Annotated in this window: 26 protein-coding genes and 1 pseudogene; 15 read left to right on the plus strand and 12 right to left on the minus strand. The window is 67.6% G+C overall.

Translation table 11 applies throughout. The features are described from left to right. Positions 1 to 8: 8 nt before the first annotated feature. The 3 genes from ACQ1W9_RS18515 to ACQ1W9_RS18525 all read left to right on the plus strand — a co-directional run bounded on the left by ACQ1W9_RS18515 (position 9) and on the right by ACQ1W9_RS18525 (position 3,151). The gene (locus tag ACQ1W9_RS18515; protein ID WP_431024617.1) at positions 9 to 1,172 is read left to right on the plus strand and encodes a phosphoglycerate kinase; all 1,164 of its coding nucleotides are present in this window, start codon (positions 9 to 11) and stop codon (positions 1,170 to 1,172) included. A gap of 52 nt (positions 1,173 to 1,224) precedes the next feature. Continuing rightward, the gene (gene fba, locus ACQ1W9_RS18520; protein WP_431024618.1) at positions 1,225 to 2,289 is read left to right on the plus strand and encodes a class II fructose-bisphosphate aldolase; all 1,065 of its coding nucleotides are present in this window, start codon (positions 1,225 to 1,227) and stop codon (positions 2,287 to 2,289) included. 181 nt (positions 2,290 to 2,470) lie between these two features. Next, positions 2,471 to 3,151: an HAD family hydrolase gene (locus ACQ1W9_RS18525; RefSeq protein WP_431024619.1), complete on the plus strand. Its 681-nt coding sequence runs from the start codon at positions 2,471 to 2,473 to the stop codon at positions 3,149 to 3,151. 144 nt (positions 3,152 to 3,295) lie between these two features. Here the strand turns inward: ACQ1W9_RS18525 and ACQ1W9_RS18530 are convergent, their stop codons facing one another. Both ACQ1W9_RS18530 and ACQ1W9_RS18535 read right to left on the minus strand, forming a co-directional pair. Beyond that, positions 3,296 to 5,257 carry an FAD-dependent oxidoreductase gene (locus ACQ1W9_RS18530; protein ID WP_431024620.1) on the minus strand — a complete coding sequence of 654 codons (1,962 nt, stop codon included), beginning with the start codon at positions 5,255 to 5,257 and terminating at the stop codon, positions 3,296 to 3,298. Then, the gene (locus ACQ1W9_RS18535) at positions 5,254 to 7,020 is read right to left on the minus strand and encodes a sodium:solute symporter family protein (RefSeq protein WP_431024621.1); all 1,767 of its coding nucleotides are present in this window, start codon (positions 7,018 to 7,020) and stop codon (positions 5,254 to 5,256) included. Before ACQ1W9_RS18535 ends, ACQ1W9_RS18530 begins: the two co-directional genes overlap by 4 nt. Before the next feature lie 174 nt (positions 7,021 to 7,194). Here ACQ1W9_RS18535 and ACQ1W9_RS18540 point away from each other — a divergent pair, with 174 nt between their 5' ends. The 3 genes from ACQ1W9_RS18540 to ACQ1W9_RS18550 all read left to right on the plus strand — a co-directional run bounded on the left by ACQ1W9_RS18540 (position 7,195) and on the right by ACQ1W9_RS18550 (position 8,715). After that, positions 7,195 to 7,767, plus strand: a complete 573-nt coding sequence (locus tag ACQ1W9_RS18540; RefSeq protein ID WP_431024622.1) for a helix-turn-helix domain-containing protein — start codon at positions 7,195 to 7,197, stop codon at positions 7,765 to 7,767. A 180-nt stretch (positions 7,768 to 7,947) separates the two neighbouring features. After that, complete coding sequence (locus tag ACQ1W9_RS18545; RefSeq protein ID WP_431024623.1) at positions 7,948 to 8,322, plus strand: translation initiation factor Sui1; 375 nt, start codon at positions 7,948 to 7,950, stop codon at positions 8,320 to 8,322. A gap of 9 nt (positions 8,323 to 8,331) precedes the next feature. After that, a complete protein-coding gene (locus ACQ1W9_RS18550; RefSeq protein WP_431024624.1) occupies positions 8,332 to 8,715 on the plus strand; it encodes a hypothetical protein in 384 nt (127 codons plus the stop codon). Here ACQ1W9_RS18550 and ACQ1W9_RS18555 read toward each other — a convergent pair. Continuing rightward, entirely contained in the window at positions 8,712 to 9,551 is an 840-nt protein-coding gene (locus ACQ1W9_RS18555; RefSeq protein WP_431024625.1) for an NAD-dependent protein deacetylase, read from the minus strand. The two genes, ACQ1W9_RS18550 and ACQ1W9_RS18555, sit on opposite strands and share 4 nt — an antisense overlap. Positions 9,552 to 9,639: 88 nt before the next feature. Between ACQ1W9_RS18555 and ACQ1W9_RS18560 the strand changes: the two genes are divergently transcribed. Further along, positions 9,640 to 10,551 (plus strand): nuclease-related domain-containing protein, encoded by a 912-nt coding sequence (locus ACQ1W9_RS18560; protein ID WP_431024626.1) that lies wholly within the window; start codon positions 9,640 to 9,642, stop codon positions 10,549 to 10,551. A 10-nt stretch (positions 10,552 to 10,561) separates the two neighbouring features. Here ACQ1W9_RS18560 and ACQ1W9_RS18565 read toward each other — a convergent pair whose 3' ends face one another. Then, the gene (locus tag ACQ1W9_RS18565; protein WP_431024627.1) at positions 10,562 to 11,380 is read right to left on the minus strand and encodes a ribonuclease T2 family protein; all 819 of its coding nucleotides are present in this window, start codon (positions 11,378 to 11,380) and stop codon (positions 10,562 to 10,564) included. On the opposite strand from ACQ1W9_RS18565, the gene ACQ1W9_RS18570 reads away from it, so the two are divergent. Then, complete coding sequence (locus tag ACQ1W9_RS18570) at positions 11,379 to 12,188, plus strand: ATP-grasp domain-containing protein (protein ID WP_346060695.1); 810 nt, start codon at positions 11,379 to 11,381, stop codon at positions 12,186 to 12,188. The genes ACQ1W9_RS18565 and ACQ1W9_RS18570 overlap by 2 nt on opposite strands. A gap of 104 nt (positions 12,189 to 12,292) precedes the next feature. Here ACQ1W9_RS18570 and ACQ1W9_RS18575 read toward each other — a convergent pair whose 3' ends face one another. From ACQ1W9_RS18575 to glnA, 8 genes and pseudogenes are all read right to left on the minus strand, one after another. Continuing rightward, positions 12,293 to 13,633: a deoxyguanosinetriphosphate triphosphohydrolase gene (locus ACQ1W9_RS18575; RefSeq protein ID WP_431024628.1), complete on the minus strand. Its 1,341-nt coding sequence runs from the start codon at positions 13,631 to 13,633 to the stop codon at positions 12,293 to 12,295. 330 nt (positions 13,634 to 13,963) lie between these two features. Further along, positions 13,964 to 14,077 (minus strand): helix-turn-helix domain-containing protein, encoded by a 114-nt coding sequence (locus ACQ1W9_RS18580; RefSeq protein ID WP_431026466.1) that lies wholly within the window; start codon positions 14,075 to 14,077, stop codon positions 13,964 to 13,966. A gap of 71 nt (positions 14,078 to 14,148) precedes the next feature. Then, positions 14,149 to 14,337, minus strand: coding sequence for a helix-turn-helix domain-containing protein (locus tag ACQ1W9_RS18585; protein ID WP_431024629.1), 189 nt, complete (start codon positions 14,335 to 14,337; stop codon positions 14,149 to 14,151). Continuing rightward, positions 14,334 to 14,508 (minus strand): annotated as a pseudogene (locus tag ACQ1W9_RS18590) (helix-turn-helix domain-containing protein); the annotation flags it as partial. The gene ACQ1W9_RS18585 and the pseudogene ACQ1W9_RS18590, both read right to left, overlap by 4 nt. A gap of 10 nt (positions 14,509 to 14,518) precedes the next feature. Continuing rightward, positions 14,519 to 15,928 (minus strand): nitrogen regulation protein NR(I), encoded by a 1,410-nt coding sequence (glnG, locus tag ACQ1W9_RS18595; protein WP_431024630.1) that lies wholly within the window; start codon positions 15,926 to 15,928, stop codon positions 14,519 to 14,521. A gap of 31 nt (positions 15,929 to 15,959) precedes the next feature. Beyond that, on the minus strand, positions 15,960 to 16,988 hold the full coding sequence (glnL, locus tag ACQ1W9_RS18600) for a nitrogen regulation protein NR(II) (RefSeq protein ID WP_431024631.1): 1,029 nt from the start codon (positions 16,986 to 16,988) through the stop codon (positions 15,960 to 15,962). A gap of 471 nt (positions 16,989 to 17,459) precedes the next feature. Then, positions 17,460 to 17,999, minus strand: a complete 540-nt coding sequence (locus tag ACQ1W9_RS18605; RefSeq protein WP_431024632.1) for a DUF4124 domain-containing protein — start codon at positions 17,997 to 17,999, stop codon at positions 17,460 to 17,462. Between the two features lie 132 nt (positions 18,000 to 18,131). Next, positions 18,132 to 19,538 (minus strand): glutamate--ammonia ligase, encoded by a 1,407-nt coding sequence (glnA, locus tag ACQ1W9_RS18610; protein ID WP_431024633.1) that lies wholly within the window; start codon positions 19,536 to 19,538, stop codon positions 18,132 to 18,134. 481 nt (positions 19,539 to 20,019) lie between these two features. On the opposite strand from glnA, the gene ACQ1W9_RS18615 reads away from it, so the two are divergent. The 7 genes from ACQ1W9_RS18615 (at position 20,020) to ACQ1W9_RS18645 (ending at position 26,882) form a co-directional block, all read left to right on the plus strand. Continuing rightward, on the plus strand, positions 20,020 to 20,550 hold the full coding sequence (locus tag ACQ1W9_RS18615; RefSeq protein WP_431024634.1) for a hypothetical protein: 531 nt from the start codon (positions 20,020 to 20,022) through the stop codon (positions 20,548 to 20,550). Between the two features lie 120 nt (positions 20,551 to 20,670). Beyond that, positions 20,671 to 22,497 (plus strand): translational GTPase TypA, encoded by a 1,827-nt coding sequence (gene typA, locus ACQ1W9_RS18620; RefSeq protein WP_431024635.1) that lies wholly within the window; start codon positions 20,671 to 20,673, stop codon positions 22,495 to 22,497. Between the two features lie 111 nt (positions 22,498 to 22,608). Further along, complete coding sequence (locus ACQ1W9_RS18625; RefSeq protein WP_431024636.1) at positions 22,609 to 22,929, plus strand: hypothetical protein; 321 nt, start codon at positions 22,609 to 22,611, stop codon at positions 22,927 to 22,929. A gap of 156 nt (positions 22,930 to 23,085) precedes the next feature. Beyond that, positions 23,086 to 23,853, plus strand: a complete 768-nt coding sequence (locus tag ACQ1W9_RS18630; protein ID WP_346060704.1) for an ABC transporter ATP-binding protein — start codon at positions 23,086 to 23,088, stop codon at positions 23,851 to 23,853. A 14-nt stretch (positions 23,854 to 23,867) separates the two neighbouring features. Beyond that, complete coding sequence (locus ACQ1W9_RS18635) at positions 23,868 to 24,572, plus strand: ABC transporter ATP-binding protein (protein ID WP_431024637.1); 705 nt, start codon at positions 23,868 to 23,870, stop codon at positions 24,570 to 24,572. Positions 24,573 to 24,585: 13 nt separating this feature from the next. Further along, positions 24,586 to 25,590 carry a branched-chain amino acid ABC transporter permease gene (locus ACQ1W9_RS18640; protein WP_431024638.1) on the plus strand — a complete coding sequence of 335 codons (1,005 nt, stop codon included), beginning with the start codon at positions 24,586 to 24,588 and terminating at the stop codon, positions 25,588 to 25,590. After that, positions 25,590 to 26,882 carry a branched-chain amino acid ABC transporter permease gene (locus tag ACQ1W9_RS18645; RefSeq protein WP_431024639.1) on the plus strand — a complete coding sequence of 431 codons (1,293 nt, stop codon included), beginning with the start codon at positions 25,590 to 25,592 and terminating at the stop codon, positions 26,880 to 26,882. Before ACQ1W9_RS18640 ends, ACQ1W9_RS18645 begins: the two co-directional genes overlap by 1 nt. The last annotated feature ends 3 nt before the right edge of the window (positions 26,883 to 26,885 follow it).

Below are 26,885 nucleotides of genomic sequence, written 5' to 3' on the forward strand. Positions count from 1 at the left end.
ACGTGCCGATGAACGTACGCAAGATGACCGACCTGGAGCTCGCCGGAAAGCGCGTGCTGATCCGCGAAGACTTGAACGTGCCCATCAAGAATGGCCGTGTGACCAGCGATGCGCGGCTGCGCGCCGCCCTGCCCACCATCGAGGCGGCCCGGGACGCCGGCGCCAGGGTGATGCTGATGAGCCACCTGGGCCGCCCCACCGAGGGCGAGCCCGCCGAGGAGTTCTCCCTGGCGCCGGTGGCCGAGCGCCTCGGCGAGCTGCTGGGTCGCCGGGTCACCCTGATCAAGGACTACCTGGACGTGGCCCTGGACCTGGCCGATGGCGAGGTGGTGCTGCTGGAGAACGTGCGCTTCAACGCCGGCGAGAAGGGCGACGACGAGGCGCTGGCCAAGCAGTATGCGGCCCTCTGCGACCTCTTCGTGATGGACGCCTTCGGCACCGCCCACCGCGCCCAGGCCTCCACCCATGGCGTGGCGCGCTTCGCCCACGAGGCCTGCGCCGGGCCGCTGCTGGCCCAGGAACTGGACGCCCTGGAGCAGGCCCTGGCCAGCCCCAAGCGGCCCATGACCGCCATCGTCGGCGGCTCCAAGGTCTCCACCAAGCTCGATGTGCTGACCGCCCTCGCCGAGAAGTGCGACCAGTTGATCGTCGGCGGCGGCATCGCCAACACCTTTATCGCCGCGGCGGGCCATAACGTCGGCAAGTCGCTGCATGAGGCCGACCTGATCGAGCAGGCCAAGGCGCTGATGGCCAAGGTCGAGATCCCGCTGCCTACCGATGTGGTGGTGGCCACCGAGTTCTCCGAAAGCGCCACCGCCGTGGTCAAGCCCGTCGACCAGGTCAATGATGACGAGATGATCCTGGATATCGGCCCCGAGACCGCCGCCCGCCTGGGCGCGCTGCTCGAGGACGCCGGCACCATCCTGTGGAACGGCCCGGTGGGGGTCTTCGAGATCGACCAGTTCGGCAAGGGCACCGAGGTGATCGCCAAGGCCATCGCCGCGAGCAACGCCTTCTCCATCGCCGGCGGCGGCGATACCCTGGCGGCCATCGACAAGTACGGCATCGCCGACCGGGTCTCCTATATCTCCACCGGCGGCGGCGCCTTCCTCGAGTACGTGGAAGGCAAGACCCTGCCGGCCGTCGCGGCCCTGGAAGCCGCGGCCCAGTAACCCATCGATTCCCGGGCGGCCCGGCGCCGCCCACCCAAACACAGGTGAGATCATGGCACTGATCAGCATGCGCCAGATGCTGGACCACGCCGCCGAGCGCGGCTACGGCATCCCGGCCTTCAACGTCAACAACCTCGAGCAGATGCGCGCCATCATGGAAGCCGCCGACGCCACCGACTCCCCGGTGATCGTCCAGGCCTCCGCCGGCGCCCGCAAGTACGCCGGGGCCCCTTTCCTGCGCCACCTGATCCTGGCCGCCGTGGAAGAGTTCCCGCATATCCCGGTGGTGATGCACCAGGACCACGGTACCAGCCCCGCGGTCTGCCAGCGCTCCATCCAGCTGGGCTTCTCCTCGGTGATGATGGACGGCTCCCTGGGCGAGGACGGCAAGGCCCCCATGGACTACGACTACAACGTCGACGTCACCCGCCGCACCGTGGAGATGGCCCACGCCTGCGGCGTCTCCGTGGAGGGCGAGCTGGGCTGCCTGGGTAGCCTGGAGACCGGCATGGCCGGCGAGGAAGACGGCATCGGCGCCGAGGGCAAGCTGGACATGGAACAGCTGCTCACCGACCCGGAAGAGGCCGCCGCCTTCGTCAAGGCCACCCAGGTGGACGCCCTGGCCATCGCCATCGGCACCAGCCACGGCGCCTACAAGTTCACCAAGCCGCCCACCGGCGACACCCTCTCCATCCAGCGCATCAAGGAGATCCACGCCCGCATCCCCGACACCCACCTGGTGATGCACGGCTCCTCCTCGGTGCCCCAGGAGTGGCTCGAGGTGATCAACGAGTACGGCGGCGCCATCCCCGAGACCTACGGCGTGCCGGTCGAGGAGATCGTCGAGGGCATCAAGTACGGCGTACGCAAGGTCAATATCGACACCGACCTGCGCCTGGCCTCCACCGGTGCCGTGCGGCGCTTCCTGGCCCAGAACCCGGCCGAGTTCGACCCGCGCAAGTTCCTCAAGGAGACCGTCTCCGCCATGCGCGATGTCTGCATCGCCCGCTACGAGGCCTTCGGCACCGCCGGCAACGCCAGCCGCATCAAGCCGATCAGCCTGGAAGCCATGGTGAACCGCTACGACAGCGGCGAGCTGGATCCCAAGATCAACTAAGGGATACCAGCGTAAAGGGCGGCCCACGGGCCGCCCTTTTCTATGCCTGCCTGCCGATTCGTGCAGGAAAAATGACAAGGTTTGTGAACAGTGTTCACAGAATTCCAAAAATGGGCTTCAATAATGGGTAGGTCTGCCGATATCTGAAACAATGGCGACGCAAGCGCGAGAGGTTGAGGCGATGACGACTCCCCACTGTCTGTTGTTCGATTGCGATGGAACCCTGGTCGATAGTGAACCCCTGTTGGCGGACGAGATGGCCACCAGCCTCTCCGCCGTGGGACTGCCCTTCGTCGCCGAGGACTATATGGGCGAGTTCCGCGGCGCCCGCTTCATGAATATCGTCGGCGAACTGCAGCGCCGCCACGGCGACGTCGACCCGGAGCACCTCAAGGCCAGCGAGGCACGCATGCGCCGCCGCCTGGCGGAGCGCCTGGCCAGCGAGCTGACCCTGCTGCCCGGGGTGCACGAGGCCCTCGATGCCCTGGCCCATATCCCCCATGCGGTGGTCTCCAACGGCCCCGAAGCCAAGATCCGCACCAGCCTCGAGGCCACCGGCCTCAGCGACTACTTCGGCAACCACCTGTTCAGCGGCTATTCGGTCCAGTGCTGGAAGCCCGACCCCTGCCTCTACCTGCACGCCGCCACCATCATGGGCTATGAAGCCCGCCACTGCGTGGCGATCGACGACGCCATCGTCGGCGTCAAGGCGGCCCTGGCCGCCGGCATGACGGTGATCCACCTCAACCGCTTCCCGGACGTGGAGATCACCCCGGCGGGGGCCATCGCCATCAGCAACATGCATCAGTTACCCACGGTGATCGAACACCTCAGCCGGCGTCCCGCCGTCGCGGCCCACTGACGCCCCTCCCGCATCGATGGCGGGTTGCAGAAGCTGGCCACTGCGGTGACGATCCGGCTTGCCCCGGCTCCTGCCCTGGTCATCGCTGACGCCGTTGACCGCGACGAGGCGCTTCCTCGATATCGGTACGCCTTTTTGAGCTCATCAAATGGCCATGGCGGCCTTCAGGCCGTCATAGACGGTCTCCTCGGCGGTACGCGGGGCCAAACAGTCACCGATCAGGGTAACCGGCAGTTCCGCCCAACGGTCCTCGTCCTCGGGCGAGACGACGGGGCTCCCCCCGCAGGACAGCACCAGATGATCGACGGCCTCGAGCACCATCGGTTCGCCACCGGCGGTGTGATAGAGGTAGACGCTGTCATCGTCGATGCCGAAAGCCCGGGCATAGGTCAGCATCCGCACGCCCAGGTCGTGAAGCCGGGCCACGGTGGAATCGCGCACGTAGCTCTGCAGCGCCTCGCCAGGGTGCAGGCCGTTGATCGCCAGGGTAACCCGGGCCCCCTCCCGGGCCAGCAGCTCGGCCACTCCCAGGCCGACCCAGTCGCCCTGGGTGTCGTAGACCACCACATGGCCGCCGGGTAGCGAGGCGCCGTCGAGCAGCTCCACGGCCTGGCTCACCGGCAGCTCGCCGAGGCGCTCGAGGGGCGGCGCATAGGGCCGCGCCCCGGTGGCCACCAGCACCCGCTCGAAGCCTTCCTCGACCAGGGCCTCCGGCGTGACGCGTCGCTGGGTCACCACCTCGACCTCGGCACGCCTGAGCTCCTCGAGCAGGTTGGTGACCAGGCCGCCGAACTCGCTGCGACCGGGGAGTAACTGGGCCAGGTTCACCTGCCCGCCCAGGCGGCGCCCGGCCTCGAAGAGGGTGACGTCGTGCCCCCGGGCGGCGGCCACCACGGCGGCCTTCATGCCCGCCGGCCCGCCGCCGATCACCGCCACCCGGCGCGAGGTCTCGGCACGGCCGAGATCGCCGTAACGCAATTCGCGCCCCGACTCGGGGTACTGGATGCAGGAGATCGGCAAGCCCCGGTGGAAGTGGCCGATGCAGGCCTGGTTACAGCCGATGCAGGCGCGGATGCCGTCGGCGTCGTTGCGCCTGGCCTTGGCCGGCATCGCCGGATCGCAGATCAGCGCCCGGGTCATGCCGCACAGGTCCGCCGCCCCGGAGCGGATGACCTCCTCGGCCTCGTGGGGCTGGTTGATGCGACCGGTGAGGATCAGCGGCAGGGAGAGGCCGGCCCGCAGGGAACGCGCCTCGTCACGCAGGTAGGCGCTCTCGTAGCTCATCGGTGGCACGATATGCACCGCCCCACCGAGCGTGGCCGAGGTCCCGGCCACGACGCTGGCATAGTCGAGACGATCCTCGAGGTGGCGCAGGGTGTCGATGGCGACGTCCTCGCCGATTCCCTGCTCGTCGCGCTCGTCGCAGGAGAGGCGCAGGCCCACCGCCAGGCCGTCGCCGACCTCGCGGCGAATGGCCTCGATGATCTCCTCCAGGAAGCGCACCCGGTTGGCGAAGCTACCGCCATAGTCGTCGTCCCGCCGGTTGACCAGCGGGTGGAGGAACTGCGCCGGTAGATAGCCGTGGCTGGCCAGGATCTCCACCCCCTGGATGCCGGCCTCGTGCATGCGCCGGGCGGCCGCGGCGAAGCTCTCGACGATCTCCTGGATCCTGCCGCGCGACAGGCCCCGCGGCATCACCCGGAAACGCTCCTGGGGCACACCGGAGGCGGAGTAGGCGACCGGCCTCAGGCCATCCGCCGACTCCATGATCTCGCGCCCGGGATGAAACAGCTGGGCGAACAGCACGCTGCCGTGCCGGCCACAGGCCTCGGCCAGGCGCCGGTAGCCGGGGATGCAGGCATCGTCGTTGGCCATCAGCAGGTGCGAGGTATAGCGGGCCGTATCATGCACCCCGGAGACCTGCAGCACGATCAAGCCGGTGCCGTGGCGGGCGCGCTTCTCGAGATAGGCCACCAGGGCCTCATTGACCGTGCCGTCCTCGGGCAGGCAGGTATCGTGCCCGGTGAAGACGATCCGGTTGGGAATCGTGCACCGCCCGATGCGGAAGGGCGAGAAGAGGTTCGGGAAGAGTTCCTGGGCACTCATTGGCGGGCCTCCGCGGCTTGTTGTGATGACGACCGACGCCGGCGCTTGCGGCCATAGACGCGCTTCACCTGCCAGAAGGCCAGCAGCCCCACGCAGGAAACCGAGAGGCCATAGCCGATCGACAGCAGGCCCTCGCCGCTGAACGGCGAGAAGTCACGACCCAGCGCCGCGGCATAAGGCATGGCATAGAAGGCGACCAGTAGCCCGGCGATGGCCAGGCCGGCGACCATGACCACCAGCGGCCAGGCCAGCGTCTTGTTCACCTCGGCGGGATCGAGTTCCTCCTCCGGGGTTTGATGCAGCTCGTCGAAATAGCGCAGGGCGGCCTCCCGGGGCCGGGTGAGGCGGGAGATCACCACCAGGCACACCAGGTTGGTCACGAAGCCCAGGATGAAGGGATCCAGGTAGACGGGCAGCGACACCATCCCGGCCTGATCCAGTAACTTGGCCGCGATATTGACCACGAAACCCACCAGCATGCCGGTAAAGGCCGCGGGGGCGGTGATCCGGCGACTCCAGATACTCAGGAAGGCCACCGGGCCCCAGGACGAGGCGAACAGGGTGCCCGCGAAGTAGGTGATCCACATCACCGCCGGCGGCTGGAAATACGCCAGCAGCAGGCTGATGGTGGCCGCGGCGAACATGATGATCCGGCTGGAACGCAGAGACTGGGTGTCGTCATCGCGAGAAGCGGCCTTGAGGATGTCGTGGGAGACGCTGAAGCCGATCAGCGACAGGAAGGTCGAACAGGACGACAGGGCCGCGGCCATGATCCCCGAGATCAGCAGGGTACCGAGCAGGGTCGGCATCATGTTCATGCCGGCCCACACCATGACCCGCTCGGAGGGCGAGATGCCCGGGTTGGCCAGGTTGATGGCCGCGCCGCCAAACATCAGCACCACATAGAGGACGGCGAGCACCAGGCCCGAGATACAGGCCGAGCGCACCACCACATGCTCGCTCCTGGCCATCAGGTAGCGGCTGGTCTGCCAGGGACTGACCGCCAGCACCAGCGACCAGGACACGCCGAGCACCAGCGCCCAGATCAGCGCCTCACGCCCCGATGCCCAGTAGGCGCCCTCGCCGGTCAGGCCGTGCCAGGCGATGATTCCCGGCTTGGCCTCGTAGCTGGCGAGAGCCGTCAGGGTCGACTGCCAACTGCCGCCTTCACCGAACAGGTAAGGCAACGCGAGAATCGAGACCAGGGTGAAGAGCAGGAACATGAGGGTGTCGGTCAGCACGACGCCGCGGGAGCCGGAATAGAGCGTGAAGACCATGTAGCCCAGCCACATCAGGATCAACGCCACGCCGGTGGGGATGCCGGCCACGTCGGCGATCAGGATCGATCCGCCCTGGGTGACGGCCAGCAGGTAGGCGGTCAGGCCGATCACGGTGGTGATGCCGGCGAGCACCTGCATGGCGCGGGAATCGAAGCGCTTGGCGAAGAACTCGGGAATGGTCAGGGCGCGGCTACGACGCACGAAGCGGCCGAAGAATACCGCCCCGATCACGTAGCCACTGGTATTGACGCCGACCAGGGCGAGCATCAGGAAGGCATAGCCATCGTAGGCGAAGCCCGTCTCGGCGAGGAAGGCGTTGGTGCTCAGGAAGCTCGCGACCAGGGTGCCCACGATAAGCAGGGTCGGAGCGCGCCGCCCGGCGACGAAGTAATCGTCCAGCCCCTGGACCTTGCGACCGGCGTAATTGCCGATCAGCAGATAGACGGCCAGGCTGACCAGCAGCCCCCAGAAGTAGATATTCATCGGCTTGTCCTTGTAATTAGTGTCTGGCCCGGAGGGAAGCATGCCCCTCGTTGTGAAAATTTAAGACTAAAATTTCATATATAGAGATAAAACTTTGGTCTTATTTCTACACCAGCGACATGCGCGCCGGGCTATGCAACACTGGCGGTCTCTCACGACAGGACAGGAAGTGGCATGGCCAGCGACACTCGGCTTCAGGGGGCAAGGATTCGCAGCCTGCGCAAGCTCAAGGGCCTCACCCTGATGCAACTCTCCCAGCGCACCGGCCTCTCCCATGGCTACCTGAGCCAGATCGAGCGGGGAATCAGTCAGCCCTCGGTCGCGTCGCTGGTGGAGATCGCCCAGGCCCTGGGCGTCACCATGCAATGGCTGTTCTCGGACCCCAAGGAAGGATGCCAAGGGGAGGATCGCCCGCATCACGAGCGCCTCGTCAGGAAGGATCAACGCATCGAGATCGAGTATCAGGACGGCATCGTCGACCAACTGCTGACCCCCCGCAGCAACAACAACCTGGAAGTGATCTATTCGACCTATCCGTCGGGTACCCGAAGCGAGCCGTATTCCCACAAGGGGCACGAGGCGGTCCTGGTGCTACGCGGGACCCTGGAGGTCGAGGTCGCGGACGAGCGTTACGTCCTGGAGGAAGGCGACTGCCTGTCGTTCACCAGCAGCGAGCCTCATGCCCACCGGAACTTGAGCGATGGCGAGACCACCGTGCTGTGGTTCATCACTCCCGCCTCGTTCTAATCCATTCAAGCAGCACGGGGATGCCGTCTCGGCTCGAGGCGTCGAGGCCGGCTTATCCACACCCCGGCACCCGCCGGCCGACTGTGGATAAGCCGGGCTCGGGCTTTCACCCCCTATACAGGGCCGCCGACGGCTGGTTTATCATGGGGGCCACACTCCGAACGCCGAGGACTGCCTCCCATGGCCTCACTGCAGGATCAACTCCGCGGCCTGGTCTACTCCACCGAACATGGCCAGACCTGCCCCGACTGTCGCCACCCCCTGGACCAATGCCAGTGCGCCGAACAGGCCGAGCAGGCGCGCCTGGCGACCCTGGATGGGGTGGTACGCATCCGCCGCGAGACCAGCGGCCGCAAGGGCAAGGGGGTGACCACCATCGACGGCGTGCCGCTGCCCACTGCCGAGCTCAAGGCCCTGGCCAAGCAGCTCAAGCAACGCTGCGGCACCGGCGGCGCGGTCAAGGAGGGGATCATCGAGATCCAGGGCGACCATCGCGCCACCCTGAAAACGGAACTGGAAAGCCGCGGCTACACCGTCAAGCTGGCCGGCGGCTAAGGAGATTCCATGAATCATCGACGCAAGGTGGGCCTCGCCGCGTTGCTGCTAGGTATGGCCCTGCTGGCCGGCTGCGCCGGCACGCCCGAGTTCCGCACCCTGGAGGCGCGGGTGGTCGGCGAAACGCCCCTGGCGGTGGGTCCGGATGCCGAGCTGCGGGTCAGCCTGGAGGGCGAGAAGGGCGTGATCGCCGAGACCCGCCAGCGGCGCCTGGGCGATGGCCCCATCCCGGTACAACTGAGCTATGACGCCCGGGCCCTGGCCCAGGACGAGGCCGCCCTGCATGCGGAGATCCGCGAGGCGGGACGACTGCGCTATCGCCAGGCGGAGCCCCGACCCATCGCCCCCGGCATGGCCGAGCCGGTGACCCTGACACTGGAAAGCCTCGACTAGAAGCGTGCCGCCAAGGCGGCCAGCCCCTTGCCGATGGGCAGCGAGGCCTTGAGGGCATAGAGGTCGTCGGCCCGGGTGCGGCCCCGGTTCAGGCAGGCCACCGGCTTGCCCGCCCGGGCCGCCTGGCGCACCAGGCGATAGCCGGAATAGACCATCAGCGACGACCCCACCACCAGCAGGGCCTCGGCCCCCTCAATGGCCGCCAGGGCCGCCGCCAGCCGCTCGCCGGGCACGCTGTCGCCGAAGAAGACCACGTCGGGCTTGAGGATACCGTCGCCACAGCGCCCGCAGGCGGGCACCCGAAAATCGCCGAAGTCCGCCTCCAGGTCGGCGTCACCGTCCGGGCCGATGGCCGCGCCGAGCTCGCGCCAGCGCGGGTTCAGCGCCTCCAGCTCGGTATGCAGATCATGGCGCATGCGCCGGCTGTCACAGCTCATGCAGCGCACCAGCTCGGCCCGCCCATGCAGGTCGATGACCCGCCGCGAGCCGGCCCGTTGATGCAGGCCATCCACGTTCTGGGTGATGATACCGGCCAGGCGTCCCCTGGCCTCCAGTTCGGCCAGGGCCCGATGGGCCGGCCCCGGACGCGCCTCGCTCAGGGCCCGGAAGCCCACCAGGGCGCGGGCCCAGTAGCGCTGGCGGGCGGCGTGGCTGGCCATGAAGCGGCGATGGTCCATGGGCGGGGGGCGCTTCCATTCGCCGCGGCTATCGCGGTAGTCGGGAATGCCGCTCTCGGTGCTGACGCCGGCGCCGGTCACCACCAGCAGCCGGGGGTGACGATCGATAAAGGCGGCCAGGGCCTCCAGGGAGACCTCGGGAAACTCGCTTTGCAGCATGACTAACGACCAAGGACGCGTGGCTCCCGGCCGATGGGGCCACTAGAATGAACGCCTATTGATATATCACGGGCAAGGACTCGTTGCGATGGCCTGGCTGGAATACCTGCTTCCCCTGATCTTCCTCTTCCCCCTGGCGGCCACCGCGGTCATCGTGGTGGCCCTGAAGAGCCTGCACGACGCCCGGGTGCGCTCGCCCTTCGATGCCCACCCCCTGCGGGAGCCGGGCCAGGCCCTGCGCGACCGCCTGGATCGCGCCTTCGCCAGCCTCTTCCTGAATGGTGCCCTGGGGCCCATCGTGGTGCTGGCGCCGCTGGTCTACGGCATGGGCCGGATGCTCTTCGCCAGCGAGCAGGACTGGGTCGAATGGAGCCTCTACGGCGTGCTCTGCACCCTGATGGCCCTGGGCTTCTGCCTGCTGCTGATTCGCGACTATCAGCGCATTCGCCGCCTCAAGCTGGGGCTGGCCTGCGAGCTGGCGGTGGGCCAGGAGCTGGAGCGGCTGATCCGTCCCGAGGCCCACCCCTACCATGTCTTCCACGACGTGCCCGCCGACACCTACACCATCGATCATGTGGCGGTGACCCCCCACGGGGTCTTCGTGATCGAGACCCGGGCCCGCACCCGCCCCTTCGATGCCCGGGGGCGCGAACAGACCCAGGTGGCGGTGGAGCGGGAACGGCTGCGCTTCCCCGGCTGGAGCGAGCGCCGGCCGCTGCGCAAGACCCGCCAGGCGGTGCGCTGGCTGCGCCACTGGCTGGCCCGGGAGTGCGGCGAGGAGATCCCGGTGCAGGGCATCCTGGCCCTGCCCGGCTGGGACGTCGACACCAGCGAGGCCGCCGCCGACCTGCTGGTGGTCGGGGGCGAGTCCCTGGCGGCACTGATCGATGCCACGCCTCTGGCGCCGCTCGACGGTGCGGCCCATGACAAGGCCATCCAGGCCCTGGCCAAACGCGCCGCCCTGCTCGATCTCAAGCACCTGCAACAGCCTTCCGTCTAAGTCCGCGTCGTCACTGGAAGGTGGCGATATGTACCCGGCTGGCGCAGCGCCCGCGTTCCTGGCGCACCAGGCTATCGGCCGCGGGGAAATCGGCCAGGCGTTCGCTATCGATGGCGATACGCACCTCGCTCAGGGTGCGATTGCCGCGTCCCCGGCATTCCAACCGCAGGGCCCGGCCGCTGCCCTCGCCGAAGGCCGCCTCGAAGGCGCGAATCAGGTCGTTGCGGCCCACCTCGCCCCCCTGGTTGAGCACCACGAAGTCGGCGAAGGCGCTGGCATTGACCGCCGCCTGCAGGCGCAGCGCGGCGGCGACATAGGCCTCCTGGGGCAACGCCAAGCAGGCCGCATGCTTGGCGTACTGGTAGCGATCCAGGCAGCTATGGCGCCCCGGCATGGCCTCGTCCAGGGCATCGCTCAAGGGCGCGGAGAGGGCCAGGGGCGGATGGGCACGACAGAAGCCACCGTCGGGACGCGGCCGCTCCAGGAAGCAGCCCTCACGCCACCAGCGGCGGCGGTCGACGCCCTGGTCGGCGAAGCGTGCCGGCAGCGAGGGCCAGAGGCCATGCAGCACGAAGCCCCGGTCCGTCCCTTCCCGCAGGCCGGGCTCCCGGCACTCCCGGGGCGGCCGGCGATGGCTGTCGCAGAAGCCGGGGTGCCAGGTCAGCGCCAGGGTGACGTGATCGAAACCCTCCGCCTCGAGGGCCCAGGCCCGGGGCTGGCCGCTGCCCAGCCACAGCGCCAGAAAGGCGCCGAGGAGTATTGCGCAACGCCCCGGCTGGCCCAATAATCCGCGCTTTCGACGCCGACCCGACGACACTCCCGCCTCCATGAAACTGATCACCTTCGATGTCTTCCGCACCCTGGGCATCCCCGGGGTGCGCTATATCAAGCCCGAACGCATGCTGGATCACCTCGACGAGATCCGCGCCGCCGACTGGCTGCTGTTTCCCGAGTACTGGCAGCTCAATACCCTGGTCCATGGCCTCAAGGCGCGTATCTTCCCCAGCCTGGCCAGCTACCACCTGGGTCACGACAAGGTGGAGCAGACCCGCGCCTTCCAGGCGCTGTTCCCCGAGCACGTCCCCCCCACCGAGATCCTCGGCGCCTCCCGGGCCGCCATCGACAAGGTGGAGACCCGCTTCGATTACCCCTTTATCGCCAAGCGCATCAAGAGCAGCAGGGGCGAGGGGGTCAAGCTGATCGACTCCCGCCGGGCCCTGGAGGCCCACCTGGCGGAGGAGCCGGTGCTCTATGCCCAGCAGCGACTGCCCATCGACCGCGACCTGCGCATCGTACTGGTGGGCGGCGAGCTGCTGGCCGCCTACTGGCGGGTCACCCCCCTGGGCGGCTACCGCTCCAACGTCAGCCAGGGCGGCGCCATCGACCGGGAGGCGATTCCCGAGGCGGCCGTCACCCTGGCCCGGCGCCTCGCCGAGGCCTTCCATATCAACCATGCCGGCTTCGATATCGCCATGGTCGACGGCCACCCCTATGTCTTCGAGTTCAACCGCCTGTTCGGCAACCAGGGCATCGGCGACAGCAGCAAGCGCATCGGCGCCGCCATCCTGCGCCAGCTCGGCGACGGCGATGACCTGGGCCCGGACGACGACGAACCGCCCTTTGCCCTGACCGGCTGATCGCCGGCGTCAGTCGCCCTTGAGGCGGCCGCCCATCTCTTGGGCCAGGTCGACGGCCATGGTCAGGGATCGGTCATATGGCCGATCACATCGCCTCAATGCCGTCAGTCGCCCTTAAGGCGGCCGCCCATCTCCTGGGCCAGATCGACCGCATAGTGATCGGTCATGCCGCCGATAAAGTCGAGCATGCGCCGGTAGCTATCGTAGAGGGGCCAGGAGGGCAGCGGGGTGTTCTCGCCGATCAGTGCCAGCACCCGCTGATGCTTGAAGCTGGAGCGCCCCTGGTGGTGCAGCTCGTGGGCGGCGCCGATAAAGGCCTCCAGCAGGATGCCCAGGGTGGTATAGGCGCCGATCTCCAACTTGGCCTTGCGCTCGTTCTGGAAGATGCGCTCCCGGGCCAGGGTCTTGGCGGCCTTGACGCCCCAGTCCAGGTCCGGGTGGCAGAGCTCCAGCAGGTCGTCCTTGAGGGCGCCGTTGAGCAGCTCCTGCTCGTGGGCCACGAAGACCGCCCCCACCTCGCCCACCGCCCGCTCCATGGCGGCGCCGCGCAGGGCGGCGATGCGGCGGCGCTGGGAGACGCCCTGCTCGGCCATCTGGGCATACTCCGGCGGCGCCTCCCCGGCGATCTGGATCAGCACCTCGGCCACCTCGTCATAGCGCAGGATGCCCATCTCCAGGCCGTCCTCCAGGTCGAGCAGGGCGTAGCAGATATCGTCGGCGGCCTCGACCAGGTAGGCCAGGGGATGGCGGCACCAGGCCCAGTCGCCCCGGGGGCGCAGCCCCAGGCGCTCGGCCACCTCGGCCAGCAGGTCGCGCTCCGACTGGTAGCAGCCGAACTTGCCGGCGCTGCCGCCATGCTCCACCGTCCAGGGGTACTTGAGCAGGGTGCCCAGGGTGGCGGTGCTCAGGCGCATGCCGCCGCGGAACTGGTTGTATTCGATCTGGGTGACGATGCGAAAACCCTGGGCGTTGCCCTCATAGGTCAACAGATCGGCCCGCTGGGTATCGCTGAGGCCCTCCAGCAGGCCGCTGCCGTCGGACTCGGCGCGCTTGAACCAGTCGCGGATGGCATATTCACCGGCGTGGCCGAAGGGCGGGTTGCCGATATCGTGACCCAGGCAGGCGGCCTGGACGATGACCCCCAGGTCCGCCGGGGTGATCCGGGCCGGTAGGCGCTCGCGCAGCCCCTCGCCGACGATCATGCCCAGGGAGCGCCCCACGCAGCCCACCTCCAGGGAGTGGGTCAGCCGGGTATGGATATGGTCGTTCTCGGTCAGCGGGTGCACCTGGGTCTTGCGCCCCAGGCGCCGGAAGGAGCCGGAGAAGACGATCCGGTCATGATCCTTGTGGAAGGGGGTACGGCCCGGCTCGGCGGCGGCGCGCCCGTCGCGGGTATCGTGCAGCCGGCCGGGGTCGAGCAGCCGCTCCCAGTGCATCTGCGTCATGGCGCCTCCTGGTGGGAAGCCTCCATTGTGCACCCGGGTCGCCCCGGCGGGAAGCAGGGCTCCCAAGACGGAAGACGAGAGAGAGGCCTGGTGCGGCCTGAGGGCAAGGTTGCTCGCTCACACCGGGATGAAACCCCGCCGCTGCGCGAGCCGCCCGACGCGCACGGGCCGGAACAACGTCCCTGTTGCCGCCCCTAACTCGACATCCCTGTCGATTTTGCGCTGTCCGGCTCGCTACGCCGCGGCATCCCGGCGAAATCGCTCGCCCCCTTCCCCCCAAGCCGCGTATCCCGGAGCTACGGCTTTCTTCCCGCTCCGGGCGACGCCCGCTCAGTCGTCCGCCAGCGCCGGCAACAGCGTCTTGAGCTTGCGAGTGAGGGTATTGCGCCCCCAGCCCAGCAGCTCGGCGGCTTCGCCGGTCTTGTAGAGAGCGCCCCCCGGTATGCCTGAGGGCGGTCTCGATCAGGATCTTCTCGGTGACTCTGGAAAGCGGCACCGCCTCCTCCCGACGTTACTCAATCATCCGCCAACGCCGGCAGCAGGGTCTTCAATTTCCGCGTCAGGGTATTGCGCCCCCAGCCCAGCAGCTCGGCGGCTTCGCCGGTCTTGTAGAGAGCGCCCCCCGGTATGCCTGAGGGCGGTCTCGATGAGGATCTTCTCGGTGACTCTGGAAAGCGGCACCGCCTCCTCCCGACGTTACTCAATCATCCGCCAACGCCGGCAGCAGGGTCTTCAATTTCCGCGTCAGGGTATTGCGCCCCCAGCCCAGCAGCTCGGCGGCCTCGCCGGTCTTGTAGAGAGCGCCCCCCGGTATGCCTGAGGGCGGTCTCGATCAGGATCTTCTCGGTGACTCTGGAAAGCGGCACCGCCTCCTCCCGACGTGACTCAATCATCCGCCAGCGCCGGCAGCAGCGTCTTCAATTTCCGCGTCAGGGTATTGCGTCCCCAGCCCAGCAGCTCGGCGGCCTCGCCCTTGCGCCCCCCGGTATGCCTGAGGGCGGTCTCGATGAGGATCTTCTCGAAATCCGGGACGGCCTCCTCCAGCAGATGGGTATGCCCCGCGGCCAGGGCCCGGTCGGCCCAGTCGCGGAAGGCGGCTCGCCAATCCCCCGGGCTGACCTCGCCGGCCTCGCGCTGGCGCAGCTCCGGGGGCAGGTCGTCCACCAGCACCTCGCGTCCCGAGGCCATCACCGTCAGCCAGCGGCAGGTGTTCTCCAGCTGACGCACGTTACCCGGCCAGGGCAGGCGCGTCAGATGCTCCTCGGCCGCCCGGGTCAGCACCTTGATCTCGGTATCCAGCTCCTTGGCCGCCTCGGCCAGGAAGTGTCGCGCCAGGCGGGGAATATCCTCGCGGCGCTCGGCGAGCCGCGGCAGATGCACCCGGATCACGTTGAGGCGGTGGAAGAGATCCTCCCGGAAGCGTCCATCCTCCACCAGCCGCTCCAGGTTCTGGTGGGTGGCGGCGATGATCCGCACGTCCACCTTCACCGGGGTATGGCCGCCGACCCGATAGAACTCGCCGTCGGCCAGCACCCGCAACAGGCGGGTCTGGGTGTCCGGCGGCATATCACCGATCTCGTCCAGGAAGAGGGTGCCGCCGTCGGCCTGCTCGAAGCGCCCGCGGCGCTGGGCGGTGGCCCCGGTGAAGGCACCCTTCTCGTGGCCGAACAGCTCCGACTCCATCAGGTCCTTGGGAATCGCCGCCATGTTGAGAGCGATAAAGGGATGGCTGGCCCGGGGGCTGTGCTGGTGCAGGGCCTGGGCCACCCGCTCCTTGCCGGTCCCCGACTCGCCGTTGATCAGCACGGTGATATGCGACTGGGAAAGACGCCCGATGGCCCGGAACACCTCCTGCATGGCCGGCGCCTCGCCGATGATCTCGGCGGTGAGCCCCTCCGGCACCGCCGCCGGGGACTGGCGCTCCCGGGCATGGGCCACGGCGCGGCGCACCAGGGCCAAGGCCTCGTCCACGTCGAAGGGCTTGGGCAGGTACTCGAAGGCACCGCCCTGGTAGGAGGCCACGGCGCTGTCGAGGTCCGAGTGGGCGGTCATCACGATCACCGGCAGGTCCGGGTAGGTCTCGCGGACCCGGGCCATCAGGTCCAGGCCATCCAGGCCCGGCATGCGAATATCGGTGAGCAGCACCTCCGGCGGGCGCTCCAAGATGCGCTCCAGGGCCCGGTCGGCCCGCTCGAAGCACTCCACCTGGAGATCCGGTTGCGCCAGGGCACGCTCCAGCACCCAACGAATGGCACGGTCGTCGTCGACGATCACGATGCGAGCGGCGTCGGTCATCAGTCTCTCCTGGATTGGGAAAAGGGGAACATCAGCTGGCCTCCAGCGGGATCAGCAGACGGAACTCGGTATGGCCCGGGGTCGAGTCGCACTCGATCAGGCCCTGGTGCTGGTGCAGGATCGACTGGGCGATGGACAGCCCCAGGCCGCTGCCGCTGGCCCGCCCCGAGACCATGGGATAGAAGAGGGTCTCCTGCAGCGCCTCGGGAATCCCCGGCCCGTTGTCAATCACCGCCACCTCGCAGACCAGGCGATGGCGCTCGGCACCCAGGGTGAACTGGCGCCGGGCGCGGGTGCGCAACACCAGGCGCGGCGCGGCGGTGGCGTGCTCCTCCAGGGCCTGGACGGCGTTGCGGGCCACGTTGAGCAGCGCCTGGATCAGCTGCGCCTCCTCCCCGGACAGCTCCGGCAGGCTGGGGTCATAGTCGCGCACCACCTCGATATCCGGGTGTTCGGCCACCACCAGGCTGCGCACCCGCTCCAGCACCTGGTGAATATTCAGCGGCGCCGGCTCGCGCAGCTGGTTGGGCCCCAGCATGCGGTCCACCAGGTCGCGCAGGCGATCCACCTCTTCGACGATGATATGAGTGAACTCGGCGAGCTGGGGATCGGGAAGGTCCCGCTCCAGCAGCTGGGCGGCGCCGCGGATGCCCCCCAGGGGATTCTTCACCTCGTGGGCCAGGCCCCGGGAGAGCACCTTGATCGCCTCCTGGCGGGCGATCAGCGCCTCCTCCCGGGAGATGCGCAGCAGGCGGTCCCGCGGTTCGATCTCCAGCAGCAGCTCGTCATCGCTCAGCGGCGTGACGGTGAAATCCACCGTCACCGGCTCCTGCCCCGGCAGCGACAGGCTCGCCTCGCGCTGGGTGTAGGGATGGAACTCGCGGCGCGCCTTGGTCAGCACCTCGGCCACCGACTCCAGGCTCTCCAGGCGGGTGCCGCGCACCCGCCCCAGGCTGACCGCCAGCAGCGACTCGGCGGCGGGGTTCATCCAGCGAAGGTGCAGCGCACCATCGAGAAGCAGCACCGCCGTGGACAGGTGTTCGAGCAGACGTTGATACATGGTGCATCCCGGTTGCATCAGGGTGAGGGCCGATCGATCCGGCGACTCCCCTTGCACTTGCAAGAAGCGCGCCAGCGCGAGACGGCGGGAAACTCGGGGGCTGATGGCAAAAGCCACGCCCTCTTCGCACCATTTTAGTGCATTACGGGAGGCAGCAGGGGTGGGGAACGCCCCATGGCGAGGCAGGCGATAAGCGATCGCGGATCAGGGGCGCGAGCGCTCGGGGGCACGACGGTGGCGCCAGCGACGCCGCGGCTCATGGTCGGGCTCGTTGCGCCGCAGGCCGGGCCAGGGCTCGCCCGGGCGATACTCCAGGGCGCTGCGCTGGCGCAGTTGACGGGCATGCTCGAAGGCATCGAGGCCGCGATCCGGCGTACGGGGTGGCTCGACATGGCGGGGGCGCGAGTGTTCTCGGCAGGGCGGCGTCTTGTCCTCGAAGCAGGGAAAACGGAAGCCGCGCCGGCCGATGAGCTAATCGCCCCGGGCCTGCACGCTCACGGTGATCGGCGGGCTGCGGTGGCGCACCTGGCCGGCGTCGTCCAGCAGTTCGGCCTGGAGGATGCGCTGCCCCGGTTCGAGACGCGGCACGATAAAGGCGCGGGTATGCATCGCCGACTGGCTCAGTTGCCCATCCACCAGCAGGCGCACCCGGTGGTCGTCCCGCAGCCCCGGCTCGATGGCCAGTTCCACGGTGAGGTTCTGGGAGCGCGCCTGACTCAATGTCATGGCGTCCCGGGGATTCATGATGCGGAAGGTGGAGTAGGGCATAAAGGGCGAGGCCAGGGAGCCCGTCGCCGGTCGCCGTGGCGCCGGTGCCGAGGCGACGGGGGCCGGCGTCAGGGTACGTGAGGGCACCACGGTCAGCGGCGCTACTTCCACGGGGTCTCCCCGTTCGGGGTTGTCGGTGAAGATCACGTTGCCCTGGGCATCGACGCTGCGATAGACGGTGTCGGCCCCGGCCAGGGGTACCAGACAACAGCTCACCAGCAAGCAGAACAGGCGGAGTTTCACGAGCGACCCCCTATGGCGGAGAGACGGGCGGAGAGACGGGATGCCATCGTTAGATAGTGTAAGACAAAAAGGGGTTCCGCCGACGGCGGAACCCCTTGAACGACTAACGCTTGCCCCCGCGGGGCGAGGCGCTTAGCAGCTGTAGTACATGTCGAACTCGACCGGATGGGTGGACATGCGGATGCGCTCCACGTCTTCCATCTTCAGTTCGATATAGGCATCGATCATGTCGTCGGTGAAGACGCCACCCTCGGTGAGGAAGGCACGATCGGCATCCAGCGCCTCCAGGGCCTGATCCAGGCTGTTGGCCACGGTCGGCACGGCCTTGCCCTCTTCCGGCGGCAGGTCATAGAGGTTCTTGTCCATGGCGTCGCCGGGATGGATCTTGTTCTTGATGCCGTCGATACCGGCCATCAGCATCGCCGCGAAGCACAGGTAGGGGTTCGCGGTCGGGTCGGGGAAACGGGCCTCGACGCGCTTGCCCTTGGGGCTGGCGGTGTAGGGGATACGGATGGAGGCGGAGCGGTTGCGGGCGCTGTAGGCCAGCATCACCGGCGCCTCGAAGCCCGGCACCAGACGCTTGTAGGAGTTGGTGGAGGCATTGGTGAAGGCGTTCAGGGCCCGGGCGTGCTTGATGATGCCACCGATGTAGTAGAGGGCCATCTCGGAGAGACCCGCGTACTGGTCGCCGGCGAACTGGTTCTGGCCATCCTTCCAGAAGGACTGGTGGACGTGCATGCCGGAACCGTTGTCACCCACCAGCGGCTTGGGCATGAAGGTGGCGGTCTTGCCGTAGGCGTGAGCCACGTTGTGGATCACGTACTTCATTTCCTGAACTTCGTCGGCCTTCTTCACCAGGGTGTTGAACTTGACGCCGATCTCGTTCTGGCCGGCGTTGGCCACCTCGTGGTGGTGCACCTCGACGCTCTGGCCGATGGCCTCCAGGGTGTTGCACATGGCGCCACGGATATCGTGGAAGCTGTCGACCGGGGGCACCGGGAAGTAGCCGCCCTTGACCCGCGGACGGTGCGCCAGGTTGCCGCCTTCGACCTGACGGTCGGTGGCCCAGGCACCCTCCTCGGAGGAGATCTTGTACATGGCGCCTTCGATATCGGCCTTCCAGTGCACCTCATCGAAGATGAAGAACTCCGGCTCCGGACCGAAGAAGGCGGTGTCGCCCAGGCCGGTGGACTGCAGATAGGCCTCGGCGCGCTTGGCGATGGAACGCGGGTCACGCTCGTAGCCCTGCATGGTGGCTGGCTCGATGATATCGCAGCGCAGCACCAGGGTGGCGTCCTCGGTGAACGGGTCGAGGAAGGCGCTGCCATCTTCCGGGCGCAGGATCATGTCGGACTCGTTGATGCCCTTCCAACCGGAGATGGAGGAGCCATCGAACATCTGGCCGTTCTCGAAGAACTCCTCGTCCACGCTGCTGGCCGGGATGGTGACATGCTGCTCCTTGCCACGGGTATCGGTGAAACGCAGGTCCACCCACTTGACGTCATGCTCTTCGATCAGGGTGAGGGTCTTCTCGGCCATGGTGTCCTCCAGTCGTGAACGTATGGCTAGTGTCTGTCTGGCGTATCCAGCGTCGTTTGTAGCATGTCGTGGGCACCCTGCCCACGACCGCCGCCACCAGAAAACGCGTTCCGTGGCTTTGCTCTTGATAATGCAGACAGCGTGCCAAAATGCAGCAAAACACTCTCTTGCCTAGCTAATCAACTGAAATTACGGAAAATAATCTTTGCTCCATGGTGGCGCAACGGGATGCGCCAGGCCTCGGCGCCGCCGATCGGCCGGAAAATCGCGCCATATGGGTGCACAACCCACCGCCAAGGCACCAACTTGGTGCATAGCCCGACAGATGGGCGGCCCCTCCCCGCCCCGCAAAGAGTCATTGATACTACGAGCAAACTATTACTACAATTTGTTACCAACTCTAGGCCGGCGAGTCTTGGGCCACTGGCCCCTTCCAGTGAGCCGCCCGCGCCGAGACCGATTCCGTGGCGGAGGGCTACCCGTGATGCACCGCACCTGCATCATCATCGACGCCTGCCTGATGGCCACCTGGCTGCCCCGCCAGTTGCCTGGCCTGCGCCACCTCCACCGCCAGCATGTCGGCCAACTCGATATTCATGTGGTCAGCGAATCCAACCAGCCCCGCCTGCGCGCCCTGAGTCGGCGCTTCGGGCTGGCCCTGGAGGTGGTGCCCGAGCCCACCGCCGGGGCCCGGGGCAACCGGGTGGTGCAGAGTACCCAGGGCGATCTGCTGCTCTTCCCCTCGCCGCAGTATGGCCTGCCCCCCCAATGGCTCGCGCGCCTGGCGACGCTCCCGGATGACTGGGATGCCCTGCTCTTCACCCCGCCCGCCGACGCCTGGCGCCCCCTGCAACGCTTCTGGCGCACGCCCGTCACCGGCACCCTCTGCGTGCGCCGCGACTGGTTCGAACGCCTCGGCGGCTTCGATCCCACCCTGGATAGCGAGGCCCCCCAGGACCTGTTGGCTCGACTGCGTGCCTGTCACGCCCGGATACAGACCCTCTCCGGCTGAACGCGGAGGCTCCCAAGCCCTTGATCCACCGTTTCCACGCAGATTTATCGGTGCCAATGCTGGTAGCCGTTGCGGCCCGGGGACTATAATGCGGCCCAATTTTCGCAGCAGGATCCCGTCGTGATCGAGAATCTTCGCAACATCGCCATCATCGCCCACGTCGACCATGGCAAGACCACCCTGGTCGACAAACTCCTCAGCCAGTCCGGCACCCTGGATCGCAAGGCCGAGGGGCAGGAGCGCATCATGGACTCCAACGACCAGGAAAAGGAGCGCGGCATCACCATCCTGGCCAAGAACACGGCGATCCGCTGGCAGGACGGCAACGGCCGCGACTACCACATCAATATCGTCGACACCCCGGGACACGCCGACTTCGGCGGCGAGGTGGAGCGGGTGATGTCCATGGTCGACTCGGTGCTGCTGCTGGTGGACGCCGTCGACGGCCCCATGCCGCAGACCCGCTTCGTCACCCAGAAGGCCTTCGACCAGGGCCTCAAGCCGATCGTGGTGGTCAACAAGATCGACCGCCCCGGCGCGCGCCCCGACTGGGTCATCGACCAGATCTTCGATCTCTTCGATAACCTCGGCGCCAGCGACGAGCAGCTCGACTTCCCGATCATCTACTGCTCGGCCCTCAACGGCATCGCCGGCATGGAGCCGGAGGCGCTGGCCGAGGACATGAACCCCATGTTCCAGGCCATCGTCGATATCGTCGAGCCGCCCAAGGTGGAGATCGACGGCCCCTTCCAGATGCAGATCTCGGCGCTGGACTACAACAGCTATGTGGGCGTCATCGGCCTGGGCCGCATCAAGCGCGGCGCCGTCTCCCCCAACCAGCAGGTCACCGTGATCGGCACCGACGGCAAGACCCGCAAGGGCAAGGTCGGCCAGGTGATGACCCACCTGGGCCTGGAGCGGGTGCAGACCGAGCAGGCCACCGCCGGCGATATCATCTGCATCACCGGCATCGACGACCTGGCCATCTCCGATACCCTCTGCGACCCGATCGCCGTCGAGGCGCTGCCGCCGCTGTCGGTGGACGAGCCCACCGTCTCCATGACCTTCCAGGTCAATGACTCGCCGATGGCCGGCCGTGACGGCAAGTACGTCACCAGCCGCAATATCAAGGATCGCCTCGACCAGGAGCTGATCCACAACGTGGCGCTGCGCGTCGAGCAGGGCGAGAGCCCGGAGAAGTTCATCGTCTCCGGCCGCGGCGAGCTGCACCTCTCGGTGCTGATCGAGACCATGCGCCGCGAAGGCTTCGAGCTGGCCGTGGGCCGCCCCGAGGTGATCATCAAGGAGATCGATGGGGTCAAGCAGGAGCCCTACGAAGAGGTGATCATCGACTGCGAGGAGCAGCACCAGGGCGCCATCATGGAGGAGCTCGGCTACCGCAAGGGCGAGCTGACCAACATGAACCCGGATGGCAAGGGTCGGGTACGCCTCGACTTCCTCATCCCGGCCCGCGGCCTGATCGGCTTCCGCGGCCAGTTCATGACCCTGACCTCGGGCACCGGCATCCTCACCAGCCGCTTCGATCACTATGGCGCGCTCAAGCCGGACGCCGCCATCGAGCGTCGCAACGGCGTGCTGGTCTCGATGGTCGACGGCAAGGCCCTGGCCTACGCCCTCTACGCCCTGCAGGAGCGCGGCAAGCTGATCATCGACCACGGCACCGAGGTCTATGAGGGCATGCTGATCGGCATCCACAGCCGCGCCAACGACCTGGTGGTCAACCCCACCAAGGGCAAGAAGCTCGACAACATGCGTGCCTCCGGCAACGACGAGAACATCGTCCTGACGCCGCCGGTACGCTTCAGCCTGGAGCAGGCCATCGAGTTCCTCGACGACGACGAGCTGGTGGAGGTGACCCCCAACCATATCCGCCTGCGCAAGAAGTTCCTCAAGGAAAACGAACGCAAGCGCGCCAGCAAGAAGTAAGCCGCTTCGCTCCCCACGCAGCCCGCCCCTCGGCGGGCTGCGTCGTTTCTGGCCCTCGGCGGCGCGCCGGCTACCCTTGAGGGACAGCCACCCCGACAGGAGGAGCCCCCCATGCACAAGCACGTCGACTGGGACGAACCGGGTACCGCCAGCGTTCAGGCCCACTATGCCAAGGATCCCCATCACCAGGCCGAGCCGGGAAGCGGCGATATCCTCTCGGCGCGCCTCGACGGCCTGGTGGTCCGGGTGCGGGTCGAAGCCCATGTGGAGGCCACCAGCATCGGCGAGGTGGTGGCGCTGATCGACCCGGCCAGCGGCGAGCGCAAGAAGAGCCACGGCAAGCTGGAGCTGGGCGACACCGTGCGCCTGCCCGACGACAGGCGCGCCTTCGAGCCCCAGCCCGGCGACGCCGCCCAGGCGCAGGACGACTAGCCCCGCGACCCCGCCCCGGGCCCACCTGCGGCCCGGGGCGGGGAGATTGAGCTCCGCACACCAACGCCCGTTTAACGCAGCCCCTCTGGTCAAGTGCCCCGCCCTGACGCAAAGTAGGATCAGCCTGCCATAACACCAACAACCACGAGATAGGGCATGAGCGCGATCATCGACGTCCGCCACGTCAACAAGGCGTTCGGTGGCCTCAGGGTCATCAACGACTGCTCCATCAGCGTGGAGCAGGGCTCCATCACCGGCCTGATCGGCCCCAATGGCGCCGGCAAGTCGACCCTCTTCAATATCATCGCCGGGGCCCTGCCCCTGGACTCCGGCCAGGTGTTCCTCGACGGCGAGGAGATCACCAACCGCCCCGCCAACGAGCTCTTCCACAAGGGCCTGCTGCGCACCTTCCAGATCGCCCACGAGTTCTCCCAGCTCACCGCCCTGGAGAACCTGATGATGGTGCCTCCCCATCAGGCCGGCGAGAGCCTCTTCGCCAGCTGGTTCCAGCCCGCCCGGGTACGCCAGGAGGAGGACCAGGTACGCCGGAAGGCCCAGGAGGTGATCGAGTTCGTCGGCCTCGGCCATGTGCGCAACGAGCTGGCCGGCAACCTCTCCGGCGGCCAGAAGAAGCTGCTGGAGCTGGGCCGCACCATGATGGTGGAGGCCCGGGTGGTGCTGCTCGACGAGATCGCCGCCGGGGTCAACCGCACCCTGCTCGGCGACCTGGTCACCAATATCGAGCGCCTCAACCGCGAGCTGGGCTACACCTTTCTGGTCATCGAGCACGACATGGACATGATCGCCCGGCTCTGCGACCCGGTGATCGTGCTGGCCGAGGGCAGCGTGATGGTCCAGGGCAGTATCGAGGAGATCCAGAACGATCCCGCCGTCATCGACGCCTATTTCGGCGCCCAGCCCTAGTCGGAGACCACCCCATGGCACTACTGGAAGCACGCAACGTACACGGTGGCTACGGCGGCATGAATATCCTCAATGGCGTCAGCATGGCCATCGAGGCGGACGAGATCGGCGTCATCGTCGGCCCCAACGGCGCCGGCAAGTCGACCATGCTCAAGGCGATCTTCGGCCTGCTGGAGGTCAACCAGGGCGAGATCCTGCTGCGCGGCGAGCCCATCACCAACCTCTCCCCGGACCGACTGGTGCACCGCGGCATGGGCTTCGTGCCCCAGGAGCAGAACATCTTCCCCAGCCTGACGGTGGAGGAAAACCTGGAGATGGGCGCCTATATCCATCCCCAGCGCTTTCGCTCCATGCTCGAGCAGATCTATGAGTTCTTCCCGCCGCTGAAGGACAAGCGTCGCCAGCCCGCCGGCGAGCTCTCCGGCGGCCAGCGCCAGATGGTGGCCATGGGCCGGGCGCTGATGGTCGAGCCCAGCCTGCTGCTGCTCGACGAGCCCACCGCCGGCCTCTCGCCCCTCTATATGAACGAGATCTTCGCCCGGGTGAAGGAGATCAACGCCGCCGGGGTCGGCATCCTGATGGTGGAACAGCACGCCAAGCAGGCCCTGGCCATCGCCGGCAAGGGCTTCGTGCTGGCCGCCGGCCAGAACCGCTTCACCGACACCGGCGAGAACCTGCTCAACGACCCCGAGGTCGCCAAGAGCTTCCTGGGCGGCTGATGGAGACAACGCCTTGAACGAACTGGTCTTCTTTATCAATAACGTGGTGGTGGCGGGCAGCGTCACCGGCTCCATCTACGCCATCGGCGCCATCGGCGTGACGCTGATCTTCAGCATCATGCGCTTCGCCCACTTCGCCCATGCCGACATGATGACCTTCGGCGCCTTTATGGTGCTGCTGCTGACCACCGCCCTCCCCGGGGTCGGTGCCGCCGTGGGCCTGCCCACCGCCGTGGTCATGCTGCCCCTGGCCATGGCGCTCACCGCGCTCCTGGCGGTGACCATCGACAAGGGCTTCTACAAGCCGCTGCGGGCCCACGGGGTCAAGCCCATCGTCATGGTGATCGGCTCCCTGGGGGTGACCCTGATCCTGCAGGGGCTGATCCGCCTGCTCGCCGGCACCAGCGGCCAGAATCTCTATATCGCCGAGCGCAAGGAGATCTACCGCCTGGAGCTGCCCTTCGAGGCGGTCACCCGGCCGATCATCGTCACCGAGCCCCAGGTGATCCTCTTCGTGCTGACCCTGGCCGCGGTGATCGGGCTACACCTCTTCCTCAACCGCACCCGCACCGGCAAGGCGATGCGCGCCATGTCCGACAACCCCGACCTGGCCCGGGCCTCCGGCATCAACACCAGCCGCATCGTCACCATCACCTGGATCATCGCCGGCAGCCTGGCGGCGGTGGCCGGCACCCTGCTGTCGCTGGACGTGACCTTCAAGCCCGACCTCAGCTTCTTCCTGCTGCTGCCGATCTTCGCCGCGGCCATCGTCGGCGGCGTGGGCCACCCCTATGGCGCCATCGCCGGGGGCTTCGTGGTGGGCTTCGCCGAGACCCTGGCGGTGTTCAACTGGTCGGTGCTGCTGCGCCCCATCGCCCACCACTTCCCCGAATGGCTGGAGCTGCCCCGCAACCTGGCCTTCGTCGGCACCGAGTACAAGATCGTGGTGCCCTTCTTCATCCTGGTGGCCATCCTGGTATGGCGCCCCACCGGCATCTTCAAGGGTAAGGTGATCTGATGAACAAGCCTGCATCTGCCGAGAACCCGAGCCGCTTCCCGCTCCGCGAGCTGGTGCTCTGCGTCGCCCTGGCGGCGGCCGTCCTCGGGGTCTATGCCCTGATGGGCGCGGCCTACAGCACCCGCATGCTGGTGGAGGCCGCCTGCTACGCCATCCTGGCCCTGGGCCTGACCATCCAGTGGGGCTACGCCGGCCAGTTCAACGCCGGCGTCATGGGCTTCGTGGCCCTCGGCGGCTTCTGCGCCATGACCTTCAGCGTGCCGGTCAACGAGGCCTTCTGGGCCAGCGAGCTGCCCTTTGATCTGGCCCTGGCGCTGCTCTATGTGGTGGGCGCCATCGCCCTGGTGTGGGGGGCCACCCGGCTCGACCGATTGGGCGTGCCGAAGCGGCTGCGCACCGTTATCGCCATCCTCCTGGCGCTGGTGCTCTACCTGGTGGTGATCAGCATCCTGCGCGGGGTCACCGGCGAGATCCAGTCCCGGGCCGGCTTTATCGGTGGCCTGGGGTTGCCCACCGGGGTGGGCTGGATCGTCGGCGGCGCCCTGGCCGGCGGCGTGGGCTACTTTATCGGCCATATCTGCCTGGGGCTGCGCAGCGACTACCTGGCCATCGCCACCCTGGGCATCGCCGAGATCATCAAGGCCTTCCTCAAGAACTCCGACTGGCTGACCCGCGGCACCGCCACCGTCTCGCCGCTGCCCTGGCCCACCCCCGGGCCCGGCGAGGTGGGCTTCGTGATGGCCCGCTCGCTCTACCTGGCGATCACGGTGGTGATGATCGCGGTGATCTTCTTCCTGCTGCACCGCGCCTACCACGCCGCCTGGGGACGCACCATCCGCGCCATCCGCGACAACGAGGTCTCCTCGGCGGCCATGGGCAAGGACGTCAACCGGCGGCGCCTGCAGATCTTCGTGCTGGGCTGCATCCTGATGGGCATCGGCGGCGCCGCCCTGACCAGCTTCAACAGCATCTTCGACCCCCAGGGCTACCTGCCCCTCAACCACACCTTCCTGGTGCTGGTGATGGTGATCCTGGGCGGCCCCGGCAACAACCTGGGCACCATTATCGGCGCCGTGCTGGTGTATATCATCTGGATCATGTCGGAGCCCCTGGCCCTCGGCCTGATGCAGCTGCTGGCCAGCCTGGGCGAGGGCAGCGGCTGGTTCTCCGGCGCCGATATGCAGAGCCGCGCCCTGCAGGCCCGGGTGCTGGTGATCGGCCTGCTGATCACCCTGGTGCTGCGCTTCGCGCCCAAGGGCCTGCTACCGGAGAAGATCCACCACTATCGCTGAGCC

Origin of the sequence: Halomonas sp. H5, from assembly GCF_050613175.1 — a bacterium.
GTDB classification, from domain to species: Bacteria; Pseudomonadota; Gammaproteobacteria; order Pseudomonadales; family Halomonadaceae; genus Bisbaumannia; species Bisbaumannia salifodinae.

Excerpts from the sequence above, each read along its gene's own strand:
- ACQ1W9_RS18565 (WP_431024627.1), bottom strand. The coding sequence starts at position 11,380 with ATGGAGGCGGGAGTGTCGTCGGGTCGGCGTCGAAAGCGCGGATTATTG.
- ACQ1W9_RS18575 (WP_431024628.1), bottom strand. The coding sequence starts at position 13,633 with ATGACGCAGATGCACTGGGAGCGGCTGCTCGACCCCGGCCGGCTGCAC.
- glnA (WP_431024633.1), bottom strand. The coding sequence starts at position 19,538 with ATGGCCGAGAAGACCCTCACCCTGATCGAAGAGCATGACGTCAAGTGG.
- ACQ1W9_RS18560 (WP_431024626.1), top strand. The coding sequence starts at position 9,640 with ATGGCCTGGCTGGAATACCTGCTTCCCCTGATCTTCCTCTTCCCCCTG.
- ACQ1W9_RS18625 (WP_431024636.1), top strand. The coding sequence starts at position 22,609 with ATGCACAAGCACGTCGACTGGGACGAACCGGGTACCGCCAGCGTTCAG.
- ACQ1W9_RS18570 (WP_346060695.1), top strand. The coding sequence starts at position 11,379 with ATGAAACTGATCACCTTCGATGTCTTCCGCACCCTGGGCATCCCCGGG.
- ACQ1W9_RS18525 (WP_431024619.1), top strand. The coding sequence starts at position 2,471 with ATGACGACTCCCCACTGTCTGTTGTTCGATTGCGATGGAACCCTGGTC.
- ACQ1W9_RS18515 (WP_431024617.1), top strand. The coding sequence starts at position 9 with ATGAACGTACGCAAGATGACCGACCTGGAGCTCGCCGGAAAGCGCGTG.
- ACQ1W9_RS18555 (WP_431024625.1), bottom strand. The coding sequence starts at position 9,551 with ATGCTGCAAAGCGAGTTTCCCGAGGTCTCCCTGGAGGCCCTGGCCGCC.
- ACQ1W9_RS18535 (WP_431024621.1), bottom strand. The coding sequence starts at position 7,020 with ATGAATATCTACTTCTGGGGGCTGCTGGTCAGCCTGGCCGTCTATCTG.
- glnL (WP_431024631.1), bottom strand. The coding sequence starts at position 16,988 with ATGTATCAACGTCTGCTCGAACACCTGTCCACGGCGGTGCTGCTTCTC.
- glnG (WP_431024630.1), bottom strand. The coding sequence starts at position 15,928 with ATGACCGACGCCGCTCGCATCGTGATCGTCGACGACGACCGTGCCATT.
- fba (WP_431024618.1), top strand. The coding sequence starts at position 1,225 with ATGGCACTGATCAGCATGCGCCAGATGCTGGACCACGCCGCCGAGCGC.
- ACQ1W9_RS18645 (WP_431024639.1), top strand. The coding sequence starts at position 25,590 with ATGAACAAGCCTGCATCTGCCGAGAACCCGAGCCGCTTCCCGCTCCGC.
- ACQ1W9_RS18530 (WP_431024620.1), bottom strand. The coding sequence starts at position 5,257 with ATGAGTGCCCAGGAACTCTTCCCGAACCTCTTCTCGCCCTTCCGCATC.
- ACQ1W9_RS18630 (WP_346060704.1), top strand. The coding sequence starts at position 23,086 with ATGAGCGCGATCATCGACGTCCGCCACGTCAACAAGGCGTTCGGTGGC.
- ACQ1W9_RS18545 (WP_431024623.1), top strand. The coding sequence starts at position 7,948 with ATGGCCTCACTGCAGGATCAACTCCGCGGCCTGGTCTACTCCACCGAA.
- ACQ1W9_RS18550 (WP_431024624.1), top strand. The coding sequence starts at position 8,332 with ATGAATCATCGACGCAAGGTGGGCCTCGCCGCGTTGCTGCTAGGTATG.
- ACQ1W9_RS18540 (WP_431024622.1), top strand. The coding sequence starts at position 7,195 with ATGGCCAGCGACACTCGGCTTCAGGGGGCAAGGATTCGCAGCCTGCGC.
- ACQ1W9_RS18635 (WP_431024637.1), top strand. The coding sequence starts at position 23,868 with ATGGCACTACTGGAAGCACGCAACGTACACGGTGGCTACGGCGGCATG.